Source organism: Embleya sp. NPDC001921, assembly GCF_053594475.1.
This window is the reverse complement of record NZ_JBSFEO010000011.1, coordinates 33,067-48,411: the sequence shown is the minus strand read 5'-3', so window position 1 is coordinate 48,411 and position 15,345 is coordinate 33,067. Positions and strand designations below refer to the sequence as shown.

13 protein-coding genes are annotated in these 15,345 nt (G+C 70.6%); 10 read left to right on the top strand and 3 right to left on the bottom strand.

Going from position 1 to position 15,345, the window contains the following annotated elements:
• Window positions 1-87: 87 nt before the first annotated feature.
• The 3 genes from ACWCPW_RS15410 to ACWCPW_RS15400 form a co-directional block, all read right to left on the bottom strand.
• Window positions 88-1,248: a (Fe-S)-binding protein gene (locus ACWCPW_RS15410; protein ID WP_449762035.1), complete on the bottom strand. Its 1,161-nt coding sequence runs from the start codon at window positions 1,246-1,248 to the stop codon at window positions 88-90.
• The gene (locus tag ACWCPW_RS15405; protein WP_449762034.1) at window positions 1,245-2,630 is read right to left on the bottom strand and encodes an FAD-binding oxidoreductase; all 1,386 of its coding nucleotides are present in this window, start codon (window positions 2,628-2,630) and stop codon (window positions 1,245-1,247) included. The genes ACWCPW_RS15410 and ACWCPW_RS15405 overlap by 4 nt, the downstream gene beginning before the upstream one ends.
• Window positions 2,631-2,715: 85 nt before the next feature.
• Window positions 2,716-3,480, bottom strand: a complete 765-nt coding sequence (locus ACWCPW_RS15400) for an SDR family NAD(P)-dependent oxidoreductase (RefSeq protein ID WP_449762033.1) — start codon at window positions 3,478-3,480, stop codon at window positions 2,716-2,718.
• Window positions 3,481-3,595: 115 nt separating this feature from the next.
• On the opposite strand from ACWCPW_RS15400, the gene ACWCPW_RS15395 reads away from it, so the two are divergent.
• From ACWCPW_RS15395 to ACWCPW_RS15350, 10 genes are all read left to right on the top strand, one after another.
• Window positions 3,596-4,369: an IclR family transcriptional regulator gene (locus ACWCPW_RS15395; RefSeq protein WP_449762032.1), complete on the top strand. Its 774-nt coding sequence runs from the start codon at window positions 3,596-3,598 to the stop codon at window positions 4,367-4,369.
• Window positions 4,370-4,622: 253 nt separating this feature from the next.
• Window positions 4,623-5,474, top strand: a complete 852-nt coding sequence (locus tag ACWCPW_RS15390) for a fumarylacetoacetate hydrolase family protein (protein ID WP_449762031.1) — start codon at window positions 4,623-4,625, stop codon at window positions 5,472-5,474.
• Complete coding sequence (locus tag ACWCPW_RS15385) at window positions 5,471-6,370, top strand: SMP-30/gluconolactonase/LRE family protein (RefSeq protein ID WP_449762030.1); 900 nt, start codon at window positions 5,471-5,473, stop codon at window positions 6,368-6,370. Before ACWCPW_RS15390 ends, ACWCPW_RS15385 begins: the two co-directional genes overlap by 4 nt.
• A gap of 123 nt (window positions 6,371-6,493) precedes the next feature.
• Window positions 6,494-7,426 carry an alcohol dehydrogenase catalytic domain-containing protein gene (locus tag ACWCPW_RS15380; protein WP_449762029.1) on the top strand — a complete coding sequence of 311 codons (933 nt, stop codon included), beginning with the start codon at window positions 6,494-6,496 and terminating at the stop codon, window positions 7,424-7,426.
• A 57-nt stretch (window positions 7,427-7,483) separates the two neighbouring features.
• The gene (gene melA / locus ACWCPW_RS15375) at window positions 7,484-8,779 is read left to right on the top strand and encodes an alpha-galactosidase (protein WP_449762028.1); all 1,296 of its coding nucleotides are present in this window, start codon (window positions 7,484-7,486) and stop codon (window positions 8,777-8,779) included.
• A gap of 225 nt (window positions 8,780-9,004) precedes the next feature.
• Window positions 9,005-10,096 carry an amidohydrolase family protein gene (locus ACWCPW_RS15370; RefSeq protein ID WP_449762027.1) on the top strand — a complete coding sequence of 364 codons (1,092 nt, stop codon included), beginning with the start codon at window positions 9,005-9,007 and terminating at the stop codon, window positions 10,094-10,096.
• Entirely contained in the window at window positions 10,093-11,028 is a 936-nt protein-coding gene (locus tag ACWCPW_RS15365) for a carbohydrate ABC transporter permease (protein WP_449762026.1), read from the top strand. Before ACWCPW_RS15370 ends, ACWCPW_RS15365 begins: the two co-directional genes overlap by 4 nt.
• Window positions 11,029-11,038: 10 nt before the next feature.
• Window positions 11,039-12,001 carry a carbohydrate ABC transporter permease gene (locus ACWCPW_RS15360; RefSeq protein WP_449762025.1) on the top strand — a complete coding sequence of 321 codons (963 nt, stop codon included), beginning with the start codon at window positions 11,039-11,041 and terminating at the stop codon, window positions 11,999-12,001.
• 19 nt (window positions 12,002-12,020) lie between these two features.
• Complete coding sequence (locus ACWCPW_RS15355) at window positions 12,021-13,394, top strand: ABC transporter substrate-binding protein (RefSeq protein WP_449762024.1); 1,374 nt, start codon at window positions 12,021-12,023, stop codon at window positions 13,392-13,394.
• A gap of 44 nt (window positions 13,395-13,438) precedes the next feature.
• Entirely contained in the window at window positions 13,439-15,334 is a 1,896-nt protein-coding gene (locus ACWCPW_RS15350) for a spherulation-specific family 4 protein (protein ID WP_449762023.1), read from the top strand.
• The last annotated feature ends 11 nt before the right edge of the window (window positions 15,335-15,345 follow it).

Here is a 15,345-nt window from a genome sequence, read left to right as displayed (position 1 = left end):
CGGGCCCGGGCCGGGCACGGCGCACGCGGCTCCCCCCGTGTGGAGTCGCATGCGCCGAACTCGCCCCGGGCCCTGCGTCTCTCGAACTCAGCCCGGTCCCGCGCCCCCGTCGTCGACGCGGAACTCGGTGAGGAACTCGGCGAGATGGACCGCGCGCACCCGCGACCCGCGGCGGCGCAGGCCGGTGCGGAGTTGGCGCAGGCAGCCGGGATTGACCGCGACGACGACGTCGGCGCCGCTCGCCTCGATCGCGGCGAGCTTGCGGTCCAGGATCCGGCGGGACTCGGCCGGTCGCAGCAGCGCGTACGTGCCGGCCGCGCCGCAACATTCGGCGGCGCCCGGGGTTTCCACGAAGTCCGCGACCCGAGACAGGAGTTCGCGCGGTTCCCGCCAGACGCCCAGGCCGTTGCGCAGGTGGCAGGAGTCCTGGAGGGTGACCTTGATCCGGCGCCCGGGCGGCCCGCCCTCGGTGAGCGTGGCCGGGTCGATCGCCTCGGAGAGTTCGGTGACCCGGTCCCGGCCGAGTACGTCGGCCAGGTGCGCGGCGCAGCCACCGGAGGTGGTGACGATCCGGCCGGGCAGCCGTTCGCCCAGCCGGCGGGCGAGTGCGCGGCCCTTGTGCAGCTCGCCGTTGTGCGCGTGCAGCGCACCGCAGCAGCCCTGGTCGTCGGGTACCGCGAGACCGGGCAGCAGGGTGCGCGCGGCGCGGGCCACCTTCGGGAACAGGGCCCGCTCGAAGCAGCCGAGCATGAGCGAGGCGCCGGCGCCGGTGCTCGTGCGCCGGCCGACCTCGACACCGGGAGCCCGCGCGTCGGTCCGCACCGTGGGGGCCGGCGTCGTCGGCTGCGATCGTCGGTGCCCTCGGCCCGACGGCAGTACGAACCGTCCCCATCCCATCGCCCGTACCACCGGCGGCATGCTCACCACGACGGTCAGCAGCCGGGCCAACGGTGGCCGACGCCGGCCGCGCCACTGGTGTTCGCGCCACTGTTCGAGCAGGGAGCCGTACGGCACGCCCGCCGGGCAGACCGGTTCGCAGGCCCGGCAGCCCAGACAGGCCGAGGACTGTTCGAGCAGAGTCGGGTCGTCGGCGTCGAGCCGACCGGTCTCCAGCGCCCGCATCAGATTGATCCGGCCGCGCGGCGAGGACGCCTCGTCGCCGGTCTCGGTGTAGGTCGGGCACGCGGGCAGGCAGAAGCCGCAGGAGATGCAGCGGGAGAGTTCCTCGGGATCGAACACACCGGTCATGAGCCGAGCTTTCCGGGGTTGAGGATGTGGGCGGGATCGAAGGCGGTCTTGATCCGGCGCAGCAGATCCGTCTGGGCATCGCCCAGTTGGGCCCGCAGATGGGGCAACTTGGCCGCCCCGACGCCGTGTTCGCCGGTGATCGTGCCGCCCAGTTCGATCGCGGTGCGGAAGATGTCGTCGAAGGCGGCGTGGGCGCGTTCGATCGACTCGGTGTCGTTCGGGTCGGCCACCACGCAGGTCGGGTGCAGGTTGCCGTCGCCGGCGTGGCCGAAGGTGGCGATGGTGACCGTGTGCCGGTCCGCGATGGCGTCGATCCGGTCGACCATCTCGGCGATCCGGGGACGGGGCACGGTGGCGTCCTCCAGGATGGTGAGCGAGCCGAGCCGGGACAACGCGGGCAGTGAGCAGCGGCGCGCGGTGAGCAGCGCCTCGGCACCGGCCACGTCCTCGGCCAGGGTCCACTCGGTGGCGCCGGCCCGGTCGCACAGGTCGGCCATCCGGGCCAGGTCGCGGCGTACCGCGTCCGGCGCGCCGTCGTCGCCGAACAGCAGCAGGGCGCCCGCGTCCCGGCGCAGGCCCAGGTGGGCGAAGTCCTCGACCGCGCCGATGCAGCGCCGGTCCAGGAATTCCAGGGTCGCCGGGACGATGCCGGCGGAGAGGATGTCGGCGACCGCGCGGCCCGCGTGTGCCAGGTCGGGGAAGTAGGCGATGCCGGTGCCCGTGTCGGCGGGCGCGGGCAGCAGTGCCATGGTGATCTCGGTGATCACCGCGAGGGTGCCCTCCGAGCCGGTGAGCAGCCGGGTCAGGTCGTAGCCGGCCACGTCCTTCCAGAGCCGGCCGCCGGTGCGGATCACCTCGCCGGTGGGCAGTACCGCCTGCAGGCCCAGCACGTAGTTGCGGGTCACCCCGTACTTGAGCCCGCGCAGCCCGCCCGCGCAGGTGGCCACGTTGCCGCCGACGGTGGAGACCGTGCGGCTGCCCGGGTCGGGCGGGAACAGCAGGGCGTGCTCGGCGACCGCGCTCGCCAGCGCGGCGGTGGTGACGCCGGGTTCGACCACGGCGAGCAGTTCGGCGGGGCTGATCTCGCGGATCCGGTTCATCCGGGTGGTGACCAGGACGATGCCGCCGTCCAGGGCGACGGTGGCCGCGCACAGGTTGGAGCCCGCGCCCCGGGGGACGACCGGGATGCGGTGTTCGGTCGCCAGGCGCAGTACGGCGGCCACCTCGGCGGTGCCGGCGGGGAAGACCACGGCGTCCGGGAGCCGGTCGAACAGCGGCGTGGCGTCGCGCGCGTAGGGCACGAGATCACCGGCGGCGTGCCGGACGTGTTCGGCGCCGACGATCGCGCCCAGGCGATCGATCAGGTCCGTGGGCAGGGGCATACGACGTGCTCTCCCTCGCGTGCGGCGGGTGGATCCGGCAGGTGGTCGGGCGAGTGGGCGGGCCGGCGGGCGGGGCCTACTCCGCTCACATGACCGCGAGTTGGCCGCCGTCGACGACCAGTTCCGCGCCGTGCACGAAGGCCGCGTCGTCGGAGGCGAGGAACGCGTACGCGGCGGCGACCTCCTCGGCCAGGCCCGCTCGTCCCAGCGGGATCCGGTTCGCGATGTAGTCGCTCTCGAAGTCGTCGTCGCTCATCGCGCCGGCGATCGAGGCGTTCAGTGGTGTACGGATGTATCCCGGGCACAGCGTGTTCACCCGGATCCCGTGCCGACCCAGTTCCACCGCCATGGTCTTGCCGAGCAGGAGGACACCTCCCTTGGAGGCGTTGTAGTGCGCGTAGTCCTCCTCGCCCGCGATCCCGTTCGTGGACGACATGTTGACGATCACCCCGCCGCCGCGGTCGACCATGTGCCGGCCCACCGCCTGGGCGACCAGGAACATGCCGCGCAGGTTGACCGCGAGCATGCGGTCGAAGTGCTCGGGGGTGATCTCCAGGAAGGGTTCGCGCCACGCGATGCCGGCGTTGTTCGCGAGCACGTCGATGCCGCCGAGGGAGTCGACGGCGGCGGCGACCAGGGCGGCCACGTCCGGCTCGTGGCTGACGTCGAAGGCCTGACCGGTGATGTCGCCGTACGGGCGAAGCGCGGTGACGGCCGCCTGGACCTCGGCGGGGTCCAGGCCGCTGACGAAGACGCGACATCCCTCGTCGAGGAAGCGCCGGGCGGCCGCGAGGCCGATCCCGCTGCTGCCGCCGCTGACCAGTACCCGCTTGCCGACGAGTCCGCGCATCGCTTCTCCTCCGTGGGCTCCGATGAGCCGGGACGGTATCAGCGTTACGCGGTACGGTCTATCATTCCACTAGACGGAACGCCATCCCATTATCGCCTCGTCCCTAGGGGGGACCTTGACCGGCAACAGCGATTCGCCCGTGATCAGCGTGGATCGAGCACTGCGGATCCTGATGCGTATGGGGGAAATGCCCCGAGGCATCACGTTGGAGGAACTCGCGGGGGATCTGGACGTGCCCAAGAGCACGCTGCACCGCCTGCTCGGCGCGCTCAAGTACCGGGGCTTCGCCTCCCAGCCCGAGGTCAACGGCCCGTACTTCATCGGGAGCCAGTTGCTGGCGACCGCGTTCCGCTTCCACGACGACATAGACCTGCGCTCGATGGTGCATCCGCTGCTGGCGGACCTGCGCCGACTGATGGACGAGACGGTGCACGTGGCCATCCTGGACGCCGGTGAGGTGGTCTATCTGGACAAGGTCGAGGCGTCCGGCGCGATCAAGCTCTCGTCCGTGATCGGCGGCCGAAATCCCGCGCACAGTACGGGAGTCGGCAAGGCGTTGCTGGCCTGGACGTACCCGACCGACGAGGCGCTGCGGGCCTGGGCGACGCCGCGGCTGCCGCTGCGCGCGGCGACCCGGCACACGCTCACCTCGGTGCCCAAGCTGGCCGCCGAACTGGAGGAGGTGCGCGGCCGCGGGTACGCGACCGACCTGGAGGAGAACGAACTGGGCCTGCGGTGCGTGGCGGTGCCGCTGTTCCTGGGGCGGTCGGCGCCGGCGGCCGCGATCAGCGTGACCGGGCTGAAGTCGCGGATGACCTCGGCGCGGATGGCCGAGCTGGCCGAGGCGCTTCGCTCGCGCGTGGCGGAATGGGCCGGCGCCGCGGGCTAGGCCGGTCTGCGGTCCGGCGTCCTCGACCGCCGGACGGGCTGCGAATGTTCGGCCCGGGCGATTCGAAGTGCCCGGAAGTGACACGCAGTGTTATCCAACTTGGTTGCACAGTAAGCGAATTACCCGAGGCCCCCGAACCGGAGAGTTGCCGGCTCGGGGGTCTCTTGACATCTTCGTCGGCCCGTTGTTTTACTCACCACGCCACTTGGAATTGCGTTCCGCTAGACGGAACGCTGAATCGCGGGGAGTGGAAATGAGACTGGCGACAGTCGAGTACGAGGGTCGGCCGGTGGCCGTCGTCGAGCGGGACGGCGGGTTGTACCGACTCGACGGACCCGGCGACGGCACGCTCGGCGCGCTGGTCGCGGCCGGTCCCGAGGCACTGCGCGACGCGGCGCTCGGCGCGACAAAAGAGATCGAGGCCGGCCGGCGACTGGCCCCGCTGCGGCCCGGGAAGATCGTCGCGATCGGGCTGAACTACCTGGACCACATCCGCGAGGCCGGGGTGCGACCGCCGGAGAGCCCGCTGGTGTTCGCCAAGTTCGCGTCCAGCGTGATCGGCACCGGGGAGGCGATCGTGATCGACCCCGAACTGACCGGGAACGTCGACTGGGAGGTCGAGCTGGGTGTGGTGATCGGCCGCACGCTGCGGCACGCGGACAAGGACGAGGCGATGGCCGCCATCGCCGGCTACACCGTCGCCAACGACGTCTCGGCCCGCGACCTCCAGTTCGCCGACGGCCAATGGGTGCGCGGCAAGAGCCTGGACACCTTCTGCCCGCTCGGGCCGGTTCTGGTCACCCCCGACGAGATCGCCGATCCGCAGGCGCTGGTGTTGCGCACCCGGGTCAACGGCGAGACCGTGCAGGACTCCTCGACCGCCGAGATGGTCTTCGGCATCGCCGAGTTGTTGTCCTACTGCTCGCGGGCCTTCACCCTCGAACCCGGCGACCTGGTACTCACCGGAACCCCGTGGGGCTGCGGCGCGTTCATGGACCCGCCGCGCCGGCTGGTGCCGGGCGACGTGCTGGAGACCGAGGTCGAGGGCATCGGGGTGCTGGTCAACCCGGTCGTCGACGCCGACGCGGCGCCGGGCCGCCGGTGATCGTCGGCGGTTCCGTCCCCGGCGCGGGGGCGGGGCCGACCCTGCTGTCGCCGCCGGCCGCGTTGCTGGGCGAGAGCCCGTGCTGGGACCCGCACACCGGCCGCCTCCTGTGGGTGGACATCCCGGCGGGCCGGGTCCACCACCTGGCGCCCGACACCGACCTGCACGGCTGGTACGACGTCGGCACGCCGGTGAGCGCGGTGGTCCCGCGCGCGGCCGGCGGCTACGGCCTCGCGGTGCGCGAGGGGTTCGCCGTACTCGACCCGGACGGCACGGTGCGCGTGATCGCCGAGGTGGAGGCCGACCGGCCGGGCAACCGGATGAACGACGGGGCCTGCGACGAGGCGGGCCGGTTCTTCGCCGGCACCAAGGCCGAGGACGACACCCCCGGCGCGGGCGCCCTCTACCGACTCGACCCGAGCGCCGACGCCGACCACCGGCCGGACCCGGTACGGGTGTTCGCCGATGTGACCAACTCCAACGGGATCGCCTGGAGCCCGGACGGACGACTGCTCTACTACGTGGACACCGGAACCCGGCGGATCGACGTCTGCGACTTCGACCCGACGACCGGCACCGTCTCCGACCGCCGACCCTTCGCCGGGATCGGCGCCGAGGCCGGTTGGCCGGACGGACTGGCCGTGGACGCCGAGGGCGGCGTATGGGTCGCCCTGTGGGAGGGCGGCGCGGTCCGCCGGTACACCCCCGACGGCCGGCTGCACCGGACCCTGTACGTCCCGGCCCGCCGGGTCACGAACTGCGCGTTCGGCGGCCCCGACCTGGACGTGCTCTACGTGACCACCGCCGCGACCGACGACCGGGAGCCGCTGGGCGGCCGGTTGTTCGCGTTTCGGACCGGGATCCGCGGTCTGCCCGCGCACCCCTACCGAGGCTGACCTCCCGTCGCGGGCAGGCACCGCCGCGACCCACGAACGACACGACGCCCGCCCCAGGGCGAGATGGAGAGTGCACGTGAACCGCAACCGCACCGGCAACGGCGCGACACAGGGGGCACGACGGTGAGGGCGCTCGTATTCACCGGCCCCTCGACCGTGCAGATGGACGACGTCGCCGAACCCGAGGTGGGCGAGGACGAGGTGCTGGTGCACGTACGCAGCGCGGGCATCTGCGGCAGCGAACTGCACGGCGTGCGCACCCCGGGTTTTCGGGTCCCGCCCCTGGTGATGGGCCACGAATTCGCGGGCGTCACCGACGACGGCGTCCCGGTGACGGTCAACCCGATCCTGTCCTGCGGCACCTGCGACCTGTGCCGCAACGACCTGCGCCAGGTCTGCCGCGAACGGCGGATCATCGGCGTGCACCTGCCCGGCGCGTTCGCCGAGCGGGTCGCCGTCCCGCGCTCCGCGCTGCACAAGCTGCCCGCGGACATGTCCTGGGAGGCGGCCGCGGTGGTGGAACCGGCGGCCAACGCCGTGCACGCCTGGCGGCTGGCCGATGTCGCGCCCGGCGCCCGGGTCGGCGTGATCGGCGCCGGCGCGATCGGTCTGGTCTGCGTGCTGGCCGCGCTGACCGAGGACACCGCGAGCATCGCGGTGGCCGACCGCTCGCCCGAACGACGGCGGATGGCCGCCCTGTTGGGCGCCACGGTCGGCGGCGAACTCTCCGGCGAGTTCGACGTGGTCTTCGACGCTGTCGGCACCGGTGAGACCCACGAGCAGTCGGTACGGCTGCTGCGCCCGGGCGGGGTGGCGATCTGGCTCGGCCTGGCCGAGGCCGGCGCGGGCTTCGACGCGACCGTGCTGGTGCGTACCGAGAAGCGGGTGCTCGGCTCGTTCGCCTACACCGACGACGAGTTCGCCCGGGCCGCCGAACTCGTCGGCGGCTGGGACCTGGGCTGGACCGCCGGCTACCCGCTGGAGTCGGGCGCGGAGATCTTCACCGACCTGATGCGCGGCGGCAGCCACCCGGTCAAGGCGATCCTGCGCCCGTGACGCCGCCCGTGACCAACCGCCCGTCCGCCCCGACGTCCACAGCGAGGTGACCCGAACATGGCAAGGATCGTGCTCATCGGAGCCGGCAGCATCACGTTCGCCAAGAACCTGCTCTCCGACCTGCTGACCTACCCCGAACTGACCGACGAGATGACCGTCGTGCTGCACGACATCGACGTCGACCGGCTGAACACCGCGGAACAGATGACCCGTTGGATGATCGAATCGCTCGGCGTCGGGGCCCGGGTCGAAGCGCACCTGGGCCGCCGCCGGGCGCTGGCCGGCGCCGACTACGTGATCAACGAGATCGCGGTGGGCGGGGTCAAGGCCGCCCACCTGGACTTCGAGATCCCGGCCCGCTACGGCCTGCGCCAGACCATCGGAGACACCCTCGGCATCGGCGGCATCTTCCGCGCGCTGCGCACCATCCCGGTGATGGTCGGCATCGGCCGCGACATGGCCGAACTGTGTCCGAACGCGGTGCTGATCAACTACAGCAACCCGATGTCGATGGTCCCGCGCGCGGTCCACGACGGGACCGACTTCAAGAACGTGGTCGGCGTCTGTCACTCCATCCGCGACACCGAGGCCACGCTGGCCGGGCTGGTCGGGATCCCCGCGGAGGAGATCTCCTTCAAGACCGCGGGGGTCAACCACCAGGCGTTCGTGCTGCGGTTCGAGCACCGGGGCGAGGACCTGTACCCGCGCCTGGACGAGGTGATCGAGGCCGACCCGGAGATGAGGCGCCGGGTCCGGGTGGAGATGTACCGTCGATTCGGCTACTTCCCCACCGAGTCCAGCGAGCACGGCTCCGAGTACCTGTCCTGGTTCCTGTCGCACGAGGACCAGGTGGAGCGGTTCCGGCTGCCGATCGGCACCTACCTGGACTGGCTCCAGGACAACCTGGACACCTACGAGGCGCTGGTGGCCGGCCTGCGCGCGGGCGAGGGGGTGCGGATCGAGCCGGGCAACGAACTGGCGTCGCTGATCATCCACTCCACCGAGACCGGCACCCCGCGCGTGTTGCACGCCAACGTGGTCAACGACGGGCTGATCACCAACCTGCCCGGTGACGCCTTCGTCGAGGTGCCCTGCCTGGTCGACAAGGCCGGGGTACAACCCACCCGGGTCGGCGCGTTGCCCCCGCAACTGGCCGCGCTCAACCGCACCTACCTCAACGTCGGCGACCTGACCGTGCGCGCCGCGCTGGAGGGCCGCCGCGACCACGTCTACCACGCGGCGATGCTCGACCCGAACGCGTCCGCGACGCTGACGCTGCAACAGATCCAGGACCTGGTCGACGAGTTGATCGTCGCGCACGGTGCCGCGCTGCCCGACGGCATCCGCAACTAGTCCCGCGCCCGGCCCGTTCGCCTCGGCCCCTTTCATTCCGTTTCGTTCACTCCGGCCCGTTCACTCCGGCCCGTTCACTCCGGCCCGTTCACCCGGCCGCTTCACCCCGGGTTCCGTCCACCCCGGGTCCGGTTCACCCCGGGTCCCGTTCACCCCCGCGCGGCGCCCGGTGCGGCGCGGCCGGGCGCGGCACCGATCCGCGACACCCAGACAGGGAGCGACGAGATGATCCCGCACTTCCCCCACGAAACCGTCGTGCCGGCTCATGTGAAGGACCTGCCGCTGGCGCGCTACCGCCCACGCTCGCGGCTGGTCGTCGGGGCGCACGAGGTCGAGCGGGCCTCGCTCCCGGTCGTGGACGCGCACATCCACCTCGGCCGCTGGCTCAGCGAGGACGGCGGCTGGGTGGTCCCCGACGTCGGCGCGCTGATCGCGATGATGGACGAGCTGGGTATCCGGGGCATGGTCAACCTCGACGGTCGCTGGGGCAAGGAACTCGACGAGAACCTGGAGCGCTACGACCACTCCCACCCCGGGCGGTTCGCCACCTTCTGCCATGTGGACTGGCGCGAGTTGGACACCCCCGGCTTCGCCGAGCGGATCGCCGCCGGCATCCGCGAGGCCGCCGACGCGGGCGCGGTCGGGCTCAAGGTCTGGAAGGACCTGGGCCTGCACCTGCGCGACCACGCGGGCACGCTGGTGATGGTCGACGACCCGCGCCTGGACCCGCTGTGGGCGACCGCCGGCGAGGTGGGCCTGCCGATCTGGATCCACACCGCGGACCCGGTCGCCTTCTTCGATCCCATCGACGAACACAACGAGCGACTGGAACTGCTCCTGGCCCGACCCGACTGGTCGTTCGCCGACGAGCGCTTCCCGACCTTCGAACGGCTGGTGGACGCGCTGGAGACCACCGTCTCGCGGCATCCGGGCACCACCTTCGTCGGCGTGCACATGGGCTGCTACCCGGAGAACCTGCAATGGGTGGGCCGGATGCTGGACAGCTACCCCAACTTCCACGTCGACATCGCGGCGCGGATCGCGGAGTTGGGGAGGCAGCCGCGGGCGACCACCGAGTTGATCCTGCGCCACCCGGACCGGGTGCTGTTCGGGACCGACGAGATCCCGCCCGACCGGGACGTCTACCGACTGCACTTCCGCTTCCTGGAGACCGCGGACGAGCACTTCCCGCACTCCAACCAGGACCCGCCGCTGATGGGCCGCTGGGCGATCAGCGGGCTGGACCTGGCACCGGACGTCCTGCGCAAGGTCTACGCGGACAACGCGTTGCGCCTGGTCCCCAGGCTGGCCTCATGAGCATGACCCTCACCCGGCGCAAGAGCCCGGCCGGCGAACGCCCGACCCGCACCGCCGGCCGGGCACGGGCCAAGGAGAACCGGGCCGCCGGCCTGTTCCTGCTGCCCGCCTTCATCGGCTTCGCGGTGTTCTACCTCTACCCGACCGGGCGCGGCATCTGGATCTCGCTCACCGACTGGAACCTGCTCGCCGACCCGAACTACGTCGGCACGGACAACTACGCCGAGGTCGTCAAGGACCCGCTGTTCTGGAACGCGCTCAAGGTCACCGCGTACTTCGTCTTCATCACCCTCGGCGTACAGATCGGCGTCGCGCTCCTGCTCGCCGCGATCATGGTGCGCCTCACCGGATCGGTGGTGGTGCGCGCGCTGCTCCTGGTGCCGTGGTTGGTGCCCAACGTGACCATCGGCCTGATCTGGCTGTGGATGCTCGACGCCAACCTCGGCTTCGTCAACCACGTGATCGGCTCCGCCGGCGGCGAGACGCACGGCTTCTTCGCCTCGCCGGACGAGGCCCTCGCCAGTGTGTCCGTGGTCAACATCTGGGCGGGCACCGGGTATGTGGCCCTGCTGCTGTACGCCGGGATGTTGCAGATCCCGGGGGAGTTGTACGAGTCCGCGTCGATCGACGGAGCGGGCGAGATCCGGATGTTCTTCAAGATCACCCTGCCGCTGCTGCGGCCCATCCTGGCCCTGGTGATGGTGGTCTCGGTGATCGGCTCGTTCCAGATCTTCGACACCATCGCGGTGACCACCAAGGGCGGTCCCGTCGATGCCACCCGGGTCGCCTACTACTACATCTACCAGGAGGCGTTCACCCACTTCCGGATGGGCTACGCCGCCGCGATGGCGCTGTGCCTGGTGGTCGTACTGGGCGGACTGACCTATCTCCAGATGCGCCTGCTGCGCGCTTCCTCGTCCGACCTGGCGTGAGGAGTCGACCATGTCCACATCCACGCAGGTCCGCCCCGCCGCCGCGGCCGCGCCCGCCGCGCCGGTGCCCGAGAGCGGGCGCCGCGAGTCCCGCCGCAAGCGGCTCACCCCCGGCCGCGCGGCGGCCTGGCTGGTGCTCGCGATCTCGCTGCTGATCACGCTGTTCCCGTTCTACTGGATGTTGCGCACCGCGCTGACCGACGGCAATCACCTCTACACCGACAGCACGTCGCTGTGGCCCGAGCACTTCACCTTCGCCAACTTCAAGCGGGTGCTCGGCCTGGGTTCGGTGGAGGAGAGTCGGGCGGCCGGCGGGTCCGGGGCCGACCTGGACTTCCTGCTGTACACCCGCAACTCGATCATCTACACCACCGCGATCGTGGTGGGACAGACCATGTCCTGCGCGATGGCCGGCTACGCGCTGGCCCGACTGCGCTTCCGCGGCCGGGAGTTCGCCTTCGCGGTCGTGGTCGGCGCGCTGATGGTGCCGCCGATCTTCACGCTGCTGCCCAACTTCGTGATGGTCAAGGACCTGGGCCTGCTGAACAGCTTCGCCGGCATGGTCGCGCCCACGCTGCTGATGACCCCGTTCACGGTGTTCTTCCTACGCCAGTTCTTCATGTCGGTCCCCCGCGAGATCGAGGAGGCGGCGATGCTCGACGGCGCCGGCCACTGGCGGATCTTCTGGCGGGTGGTGCTGCCGATGAGCAAGGGCCCGATCCTGACCATCGCGCTGACCACCGCGGTGTGGGCCTGGAAGGACTACCTGTGGCCGCTCCTGGTCGGCAACGACCCGGACAACCGCGTACTCACCACCGGCATCGGCGTGTTCCTCCAGCAGTCGCCCAACGCCCGCCCCGACTGGACCGGCCTGATGGCCGCGTCGACGCTCTCGGTGATCCCGATGCTGATCCTGCTGATCGTCTTCGGGCGACGGATCGTCAACGGGCTCAACTTCACCGGCCTCAAGTGAACCCCTCGAGGAGATCCCCATGTCCCGTTCCGTCATGCGCCGTTCGCTGAGATCGCCCGTCGTCAAGTCCGCCGCCCTGGTGGCGAGCGCGGTGCTGGTGGCCGCCGGGTGCGGTTCCAGTGGCTCCTCCGGGAGTGGCGGCGGTGGCTCGGTGAAGCTCAAGTACTCGCTGTGGGACGACAACCAGGTCCCCGCGTACAAGAAGTGCGCGGACGCCTTCCACGCGAAGAACCCGAAGATCAGCGTCGAAGTCACCCAGACCGCGTGGGCACAGTACTGGCAGAACCTGACCACGCAGGTCGTCTCGGGCACCGCGCCGGACGTGTTCACCGATTCCGTCCTGTACTTCCCGCAGTTCCAGAAGAACAACCAGATCCAGGACCTCACCTCCTACATCCAGCGCGACGGCGTGGACCTGGCTCGATTCCAGCCCAACCTGGCCGACGTGTGGACACGTGACGGAAAGCGCTACGGCCTGCCCAAGGACTGGGGCACGATGGGTGTCGCCTACAACAAGGACCTCGCCCAGCGCGCCCAACTGACCCCCCAGGCGCTGGGCGCGTGGAACTGGAACCCGGTGGACGGCGGCGACTTCGGCCGCGCCGTGGCCGCGCTGACCGTCGACGAGAACGGCCGCAACGGCCTGGACCCGGCCTTCGACAAGAGCAAGGTCAAGACGTACGGCCTCGCCATCGCCTACGAGGGCGGAGCGGTCGGACAGGACTCCTGGGGGCCGTTCGCGGCGTCCAACGGCTTCCAATACGTGGACAAGAACCCGTTCGGCACCAAGTACAACTACACCGACCCCAAGCTGGCGCAGACCCTCGACTGGTTCGCCGGGCTGATCAAGAAGGGGTACATGCCGCCGTACGACAAGCAGTCGACGGTCGGCGCGGACGGGTTGCTCCAGTCCGGCAAGGCCGCGATGACCATCGCGGGCTCGTGGATGGCCAAGACCTACATGAGCGACGGCAAGGTCGCCTTCACCGGCATGCCGACCGGTCCCGCCGGGCGCAAGACGCCGATCAACGGCCTGTCCGACGCGATCTACGCGAACGGCAAGCACAAGGAAGAGGCCTGGCAGTGGGTGAAGTTCCTGGCCTCCACCGAGTGCCAGGACATCGTCGCCGAAGAGGCTGTCGTCTTCCCGGCGATCACCTCCTCCTCGGTCAAGGCCGAGGCCGCGCAGCAGGCCGCGGGCCGGGACATGCGGGTCTTCACCGAACCGGTCAAGACTCCCGGCGAGACCTTCGTACTTCCGGTCACCGACCAGGGCGACCGGATCCTGGACATCGTGCAGAGCGCCGTCGACCGGATCTGGCTCGGGCAGACCGACGCCAAGTCCGCGCTCGGCCAGGCGAACAGCGATGTCAACGCCCTTCTCAAGAAATGAGCCACCGTCCCATCCGGAAACAGACCTTTCCCGAAGGAGTACGAATGCGCACGGATTCTCGCGCCCGCTCATGGCGAGCGCGCGGGGCCGCGGCGGTCGCCGCGACGGCCGCCCTGCTCGGCGGGTCGCTGGTCGCGACCGCGCCGGCCGCCCAGGCCGACCCCGGTCCCGGGATCAACCAACAGGTCGGCATCCCGGCCTACTTCCACCCCGGCGTCGACCCGGGCGGCAAGCAGTACTGGGCGACGCTCGGCAGTGGTGCCGGCACGCCGGGGCTGACCATCGTCAACATCGCCAACGGCCCCAGCTTCGACGAGAGCACCCCGAACGCCGTATTCGCCGCCGCGATCCAGAAGGTGCGGCAGGCGGGCGGCAAGGTGATCGCCTACGTCGACACCGGCTACTTCGGGACCAACACCATCGGTGCCCCGAAGACCACCCGACTCGGCGAGTCGACGATCGAGGCGTGGCGGATCCAGATCCAGCACGACGTGGACAAGTGGTACCGGTTGTACGGCTCCGACATCGACGGGATCTTCTTCGACCAGGGGCAGAACGTGTGCGGCCCCACCGCCGGTTCGCAGGCCTACGTCAACGAGTACCGCGCGCTCACCGCCTACACCAAGCGCAACCATCCGGGCGCGCTGGTGGTGGACAACCCCGGCATCGACATCCCGCAGTGCTATGAGGACGCGGCCGACATCCAGGTCACCTTCGAGGGCAACTACAACGACTACCAGGCCTTCAACCCGCCGCAGTGGGAACTCGACAGCGACCCGTCCAAGTTCTGGCACCTGATCTACGAGACCTCCGCGGCGCAGATGCCGCTCGCCGTGGCGCAGAGCAAGCAGAAGAACGCCGGGACCGTCTACGTCACGCCCGACCAGCTCAACTCGAACCCGTGGGACCTCCTTCCCGACGCCTCCTACTGGTCGGCGGAACTCGCCGCGGCCAAGGTCGCCCCCACCGCCGCCCCGGCGACCCCGGCGCAGCCCACCGCCTCCGCCACCGCGGCCACGTCGGTACAACTGAGCTGGCCGAACGCGGGCCCGAGCACGGTAGCCGGCTACGATGTGTACCGGAACAACATCAAGATCGGCTCGGTGCCGCATCGGAGCACCGGCACCGCGCAGTTCACCGCCACGGACCTCGACCCGTCCACGGCATACGCGTTCACGGTTCGCGCCCGCAACGACGCGGGGGTGTTGTCGGCCGCGAGCCCGGCTCGGAACGTCACCACCTCGGCACCGGGCGCCAACCCGCCGGGCGTGCCCGGGTCGTACACCGCCACGGTCGGCGGCCCCACCTCGGTGCGGCTCTCCTGGGCCGCGTCGACGCCGGGGTCGGCCGCCGTCGAGGCCTACGACATCTACCAGAACAACGCCCGTATGGCGACGGTGCCGGCGGGCCAGACCTCCGCGCATCTGGGTGACCTGACGCCCGGATCCACCTACTCCTTCGACGTGGTCGCCCGGGACGCCACGGGCCGGGTCTCCGCACACACGACGCCGGTCTCGCTCACCCCGCCGCCGCCGGTGGGCGGCCCGATCGTGAATCAATCGGCGACCCTGACCGCCACTCAGGCCGAGTACAAGGCGACCTTCCAACTGCCGTTCGCGACACACCACGTCTTCATCGACGCGGACAACAACGGGAACAGCGGCTATCTCGTCCCGAACGGATTCCCGGGGATCGGGGCCGACTTCATGCTCGAGAACGGTAATCTGTACAAGGCCGTGCAGAACGGTCCGATCTGGGACGGAACATGGCAGTTCGTGGCCATGACGCCCTCGCCGCTGATCTCCACCACCAACGGCCAATACGTCTGGCGGCTGCCGACGTCGCTCTTCGCGGGCCTGAACACCGGCACGCAGCGGGTGGCCTTCCACGGCAGCCTGCCGGAGAGCTGGGTGCCCAACCTGACCATCGTCCAGCAGTAGGCCCCCGAACG

Excerpts from the sequence above, each read along its gene's own strand:
- ACWCPW_RS15410 (WP_449762035.1), bottom strand. The coding sequence starts at position 1,248 with ATGACCGGTGTGTTCGATCCCGAGGAACTCTCCCGCTGCATCTCCTGC.
- ACWCPW_RS15405 (WP_449762034.1), bottom strand. The coding sequence starts at position 2,630 with ATGCCCCTGCCCACGGACCTGATCGATCGCCTGGGCGCGATCGTCGGC.
- ACWCPW_RS15400 (WP_449762033.1), bottom strand. The coding sequence starts at position 3,480 with ATGCGCGGACTCGTCGGCAAGCGGGTACTGGTCAGCGGCGGCAGCAGC.
- ACWCPW_RS15390 (WP_449762031.1), top strand. The coding sequence starts at position 4,623 with ATGAGACTGGCGACAGTCGAGTACGAGGGTCGGCCGGTGGCCGTCGTC.
- melA (WP_449762028.1), top strand. The coding sequence starts at position 7,484 with ATGGCAAGGATCGTGCTCATCGGAGCCGGCAGCATCACGTTCGCCAAG.
- ACWCPW_RS15370 (WP_449762027.1), top strand. The coding sequence starts at position 9,005 with ATGATCCCGCACTTCCCCCACGAAACCGTCGTGCCGGCTCATGTGAAG.
- ACWCPW_RS15365 (WP_449762026.1), top strand. The coding sequence starts at position 10,093 with ATGAGCATGACCCTCACCCGGCGCAAGAGCCCGGCCGGCGAACGCCCG.
- ACWCPW_RS15360 (WP_449762025.1), top strand. The coding sequence starts at position 11,039 with ATGTCCACATCCACGCAGGTCCGCCCCGCCGCCGCGGCCGCGCCCGCC.
- ACWCPW_RS15355 (WP_449762024.1), top strand. The coding sequence starts at position 12,021 with ATGTCCCGTTCCGTCATGCGCCGTTCGCTGAGATCGCCCGTCGTCAAG.
- ACWCPW_RS15350 (WP_449762023.1), top strand. The coding sequence starts at position 13,439 with ATGCGCACGGATTCTCGCGCCCGCTCATGGCGAGCGCGCGGGGCCGCG.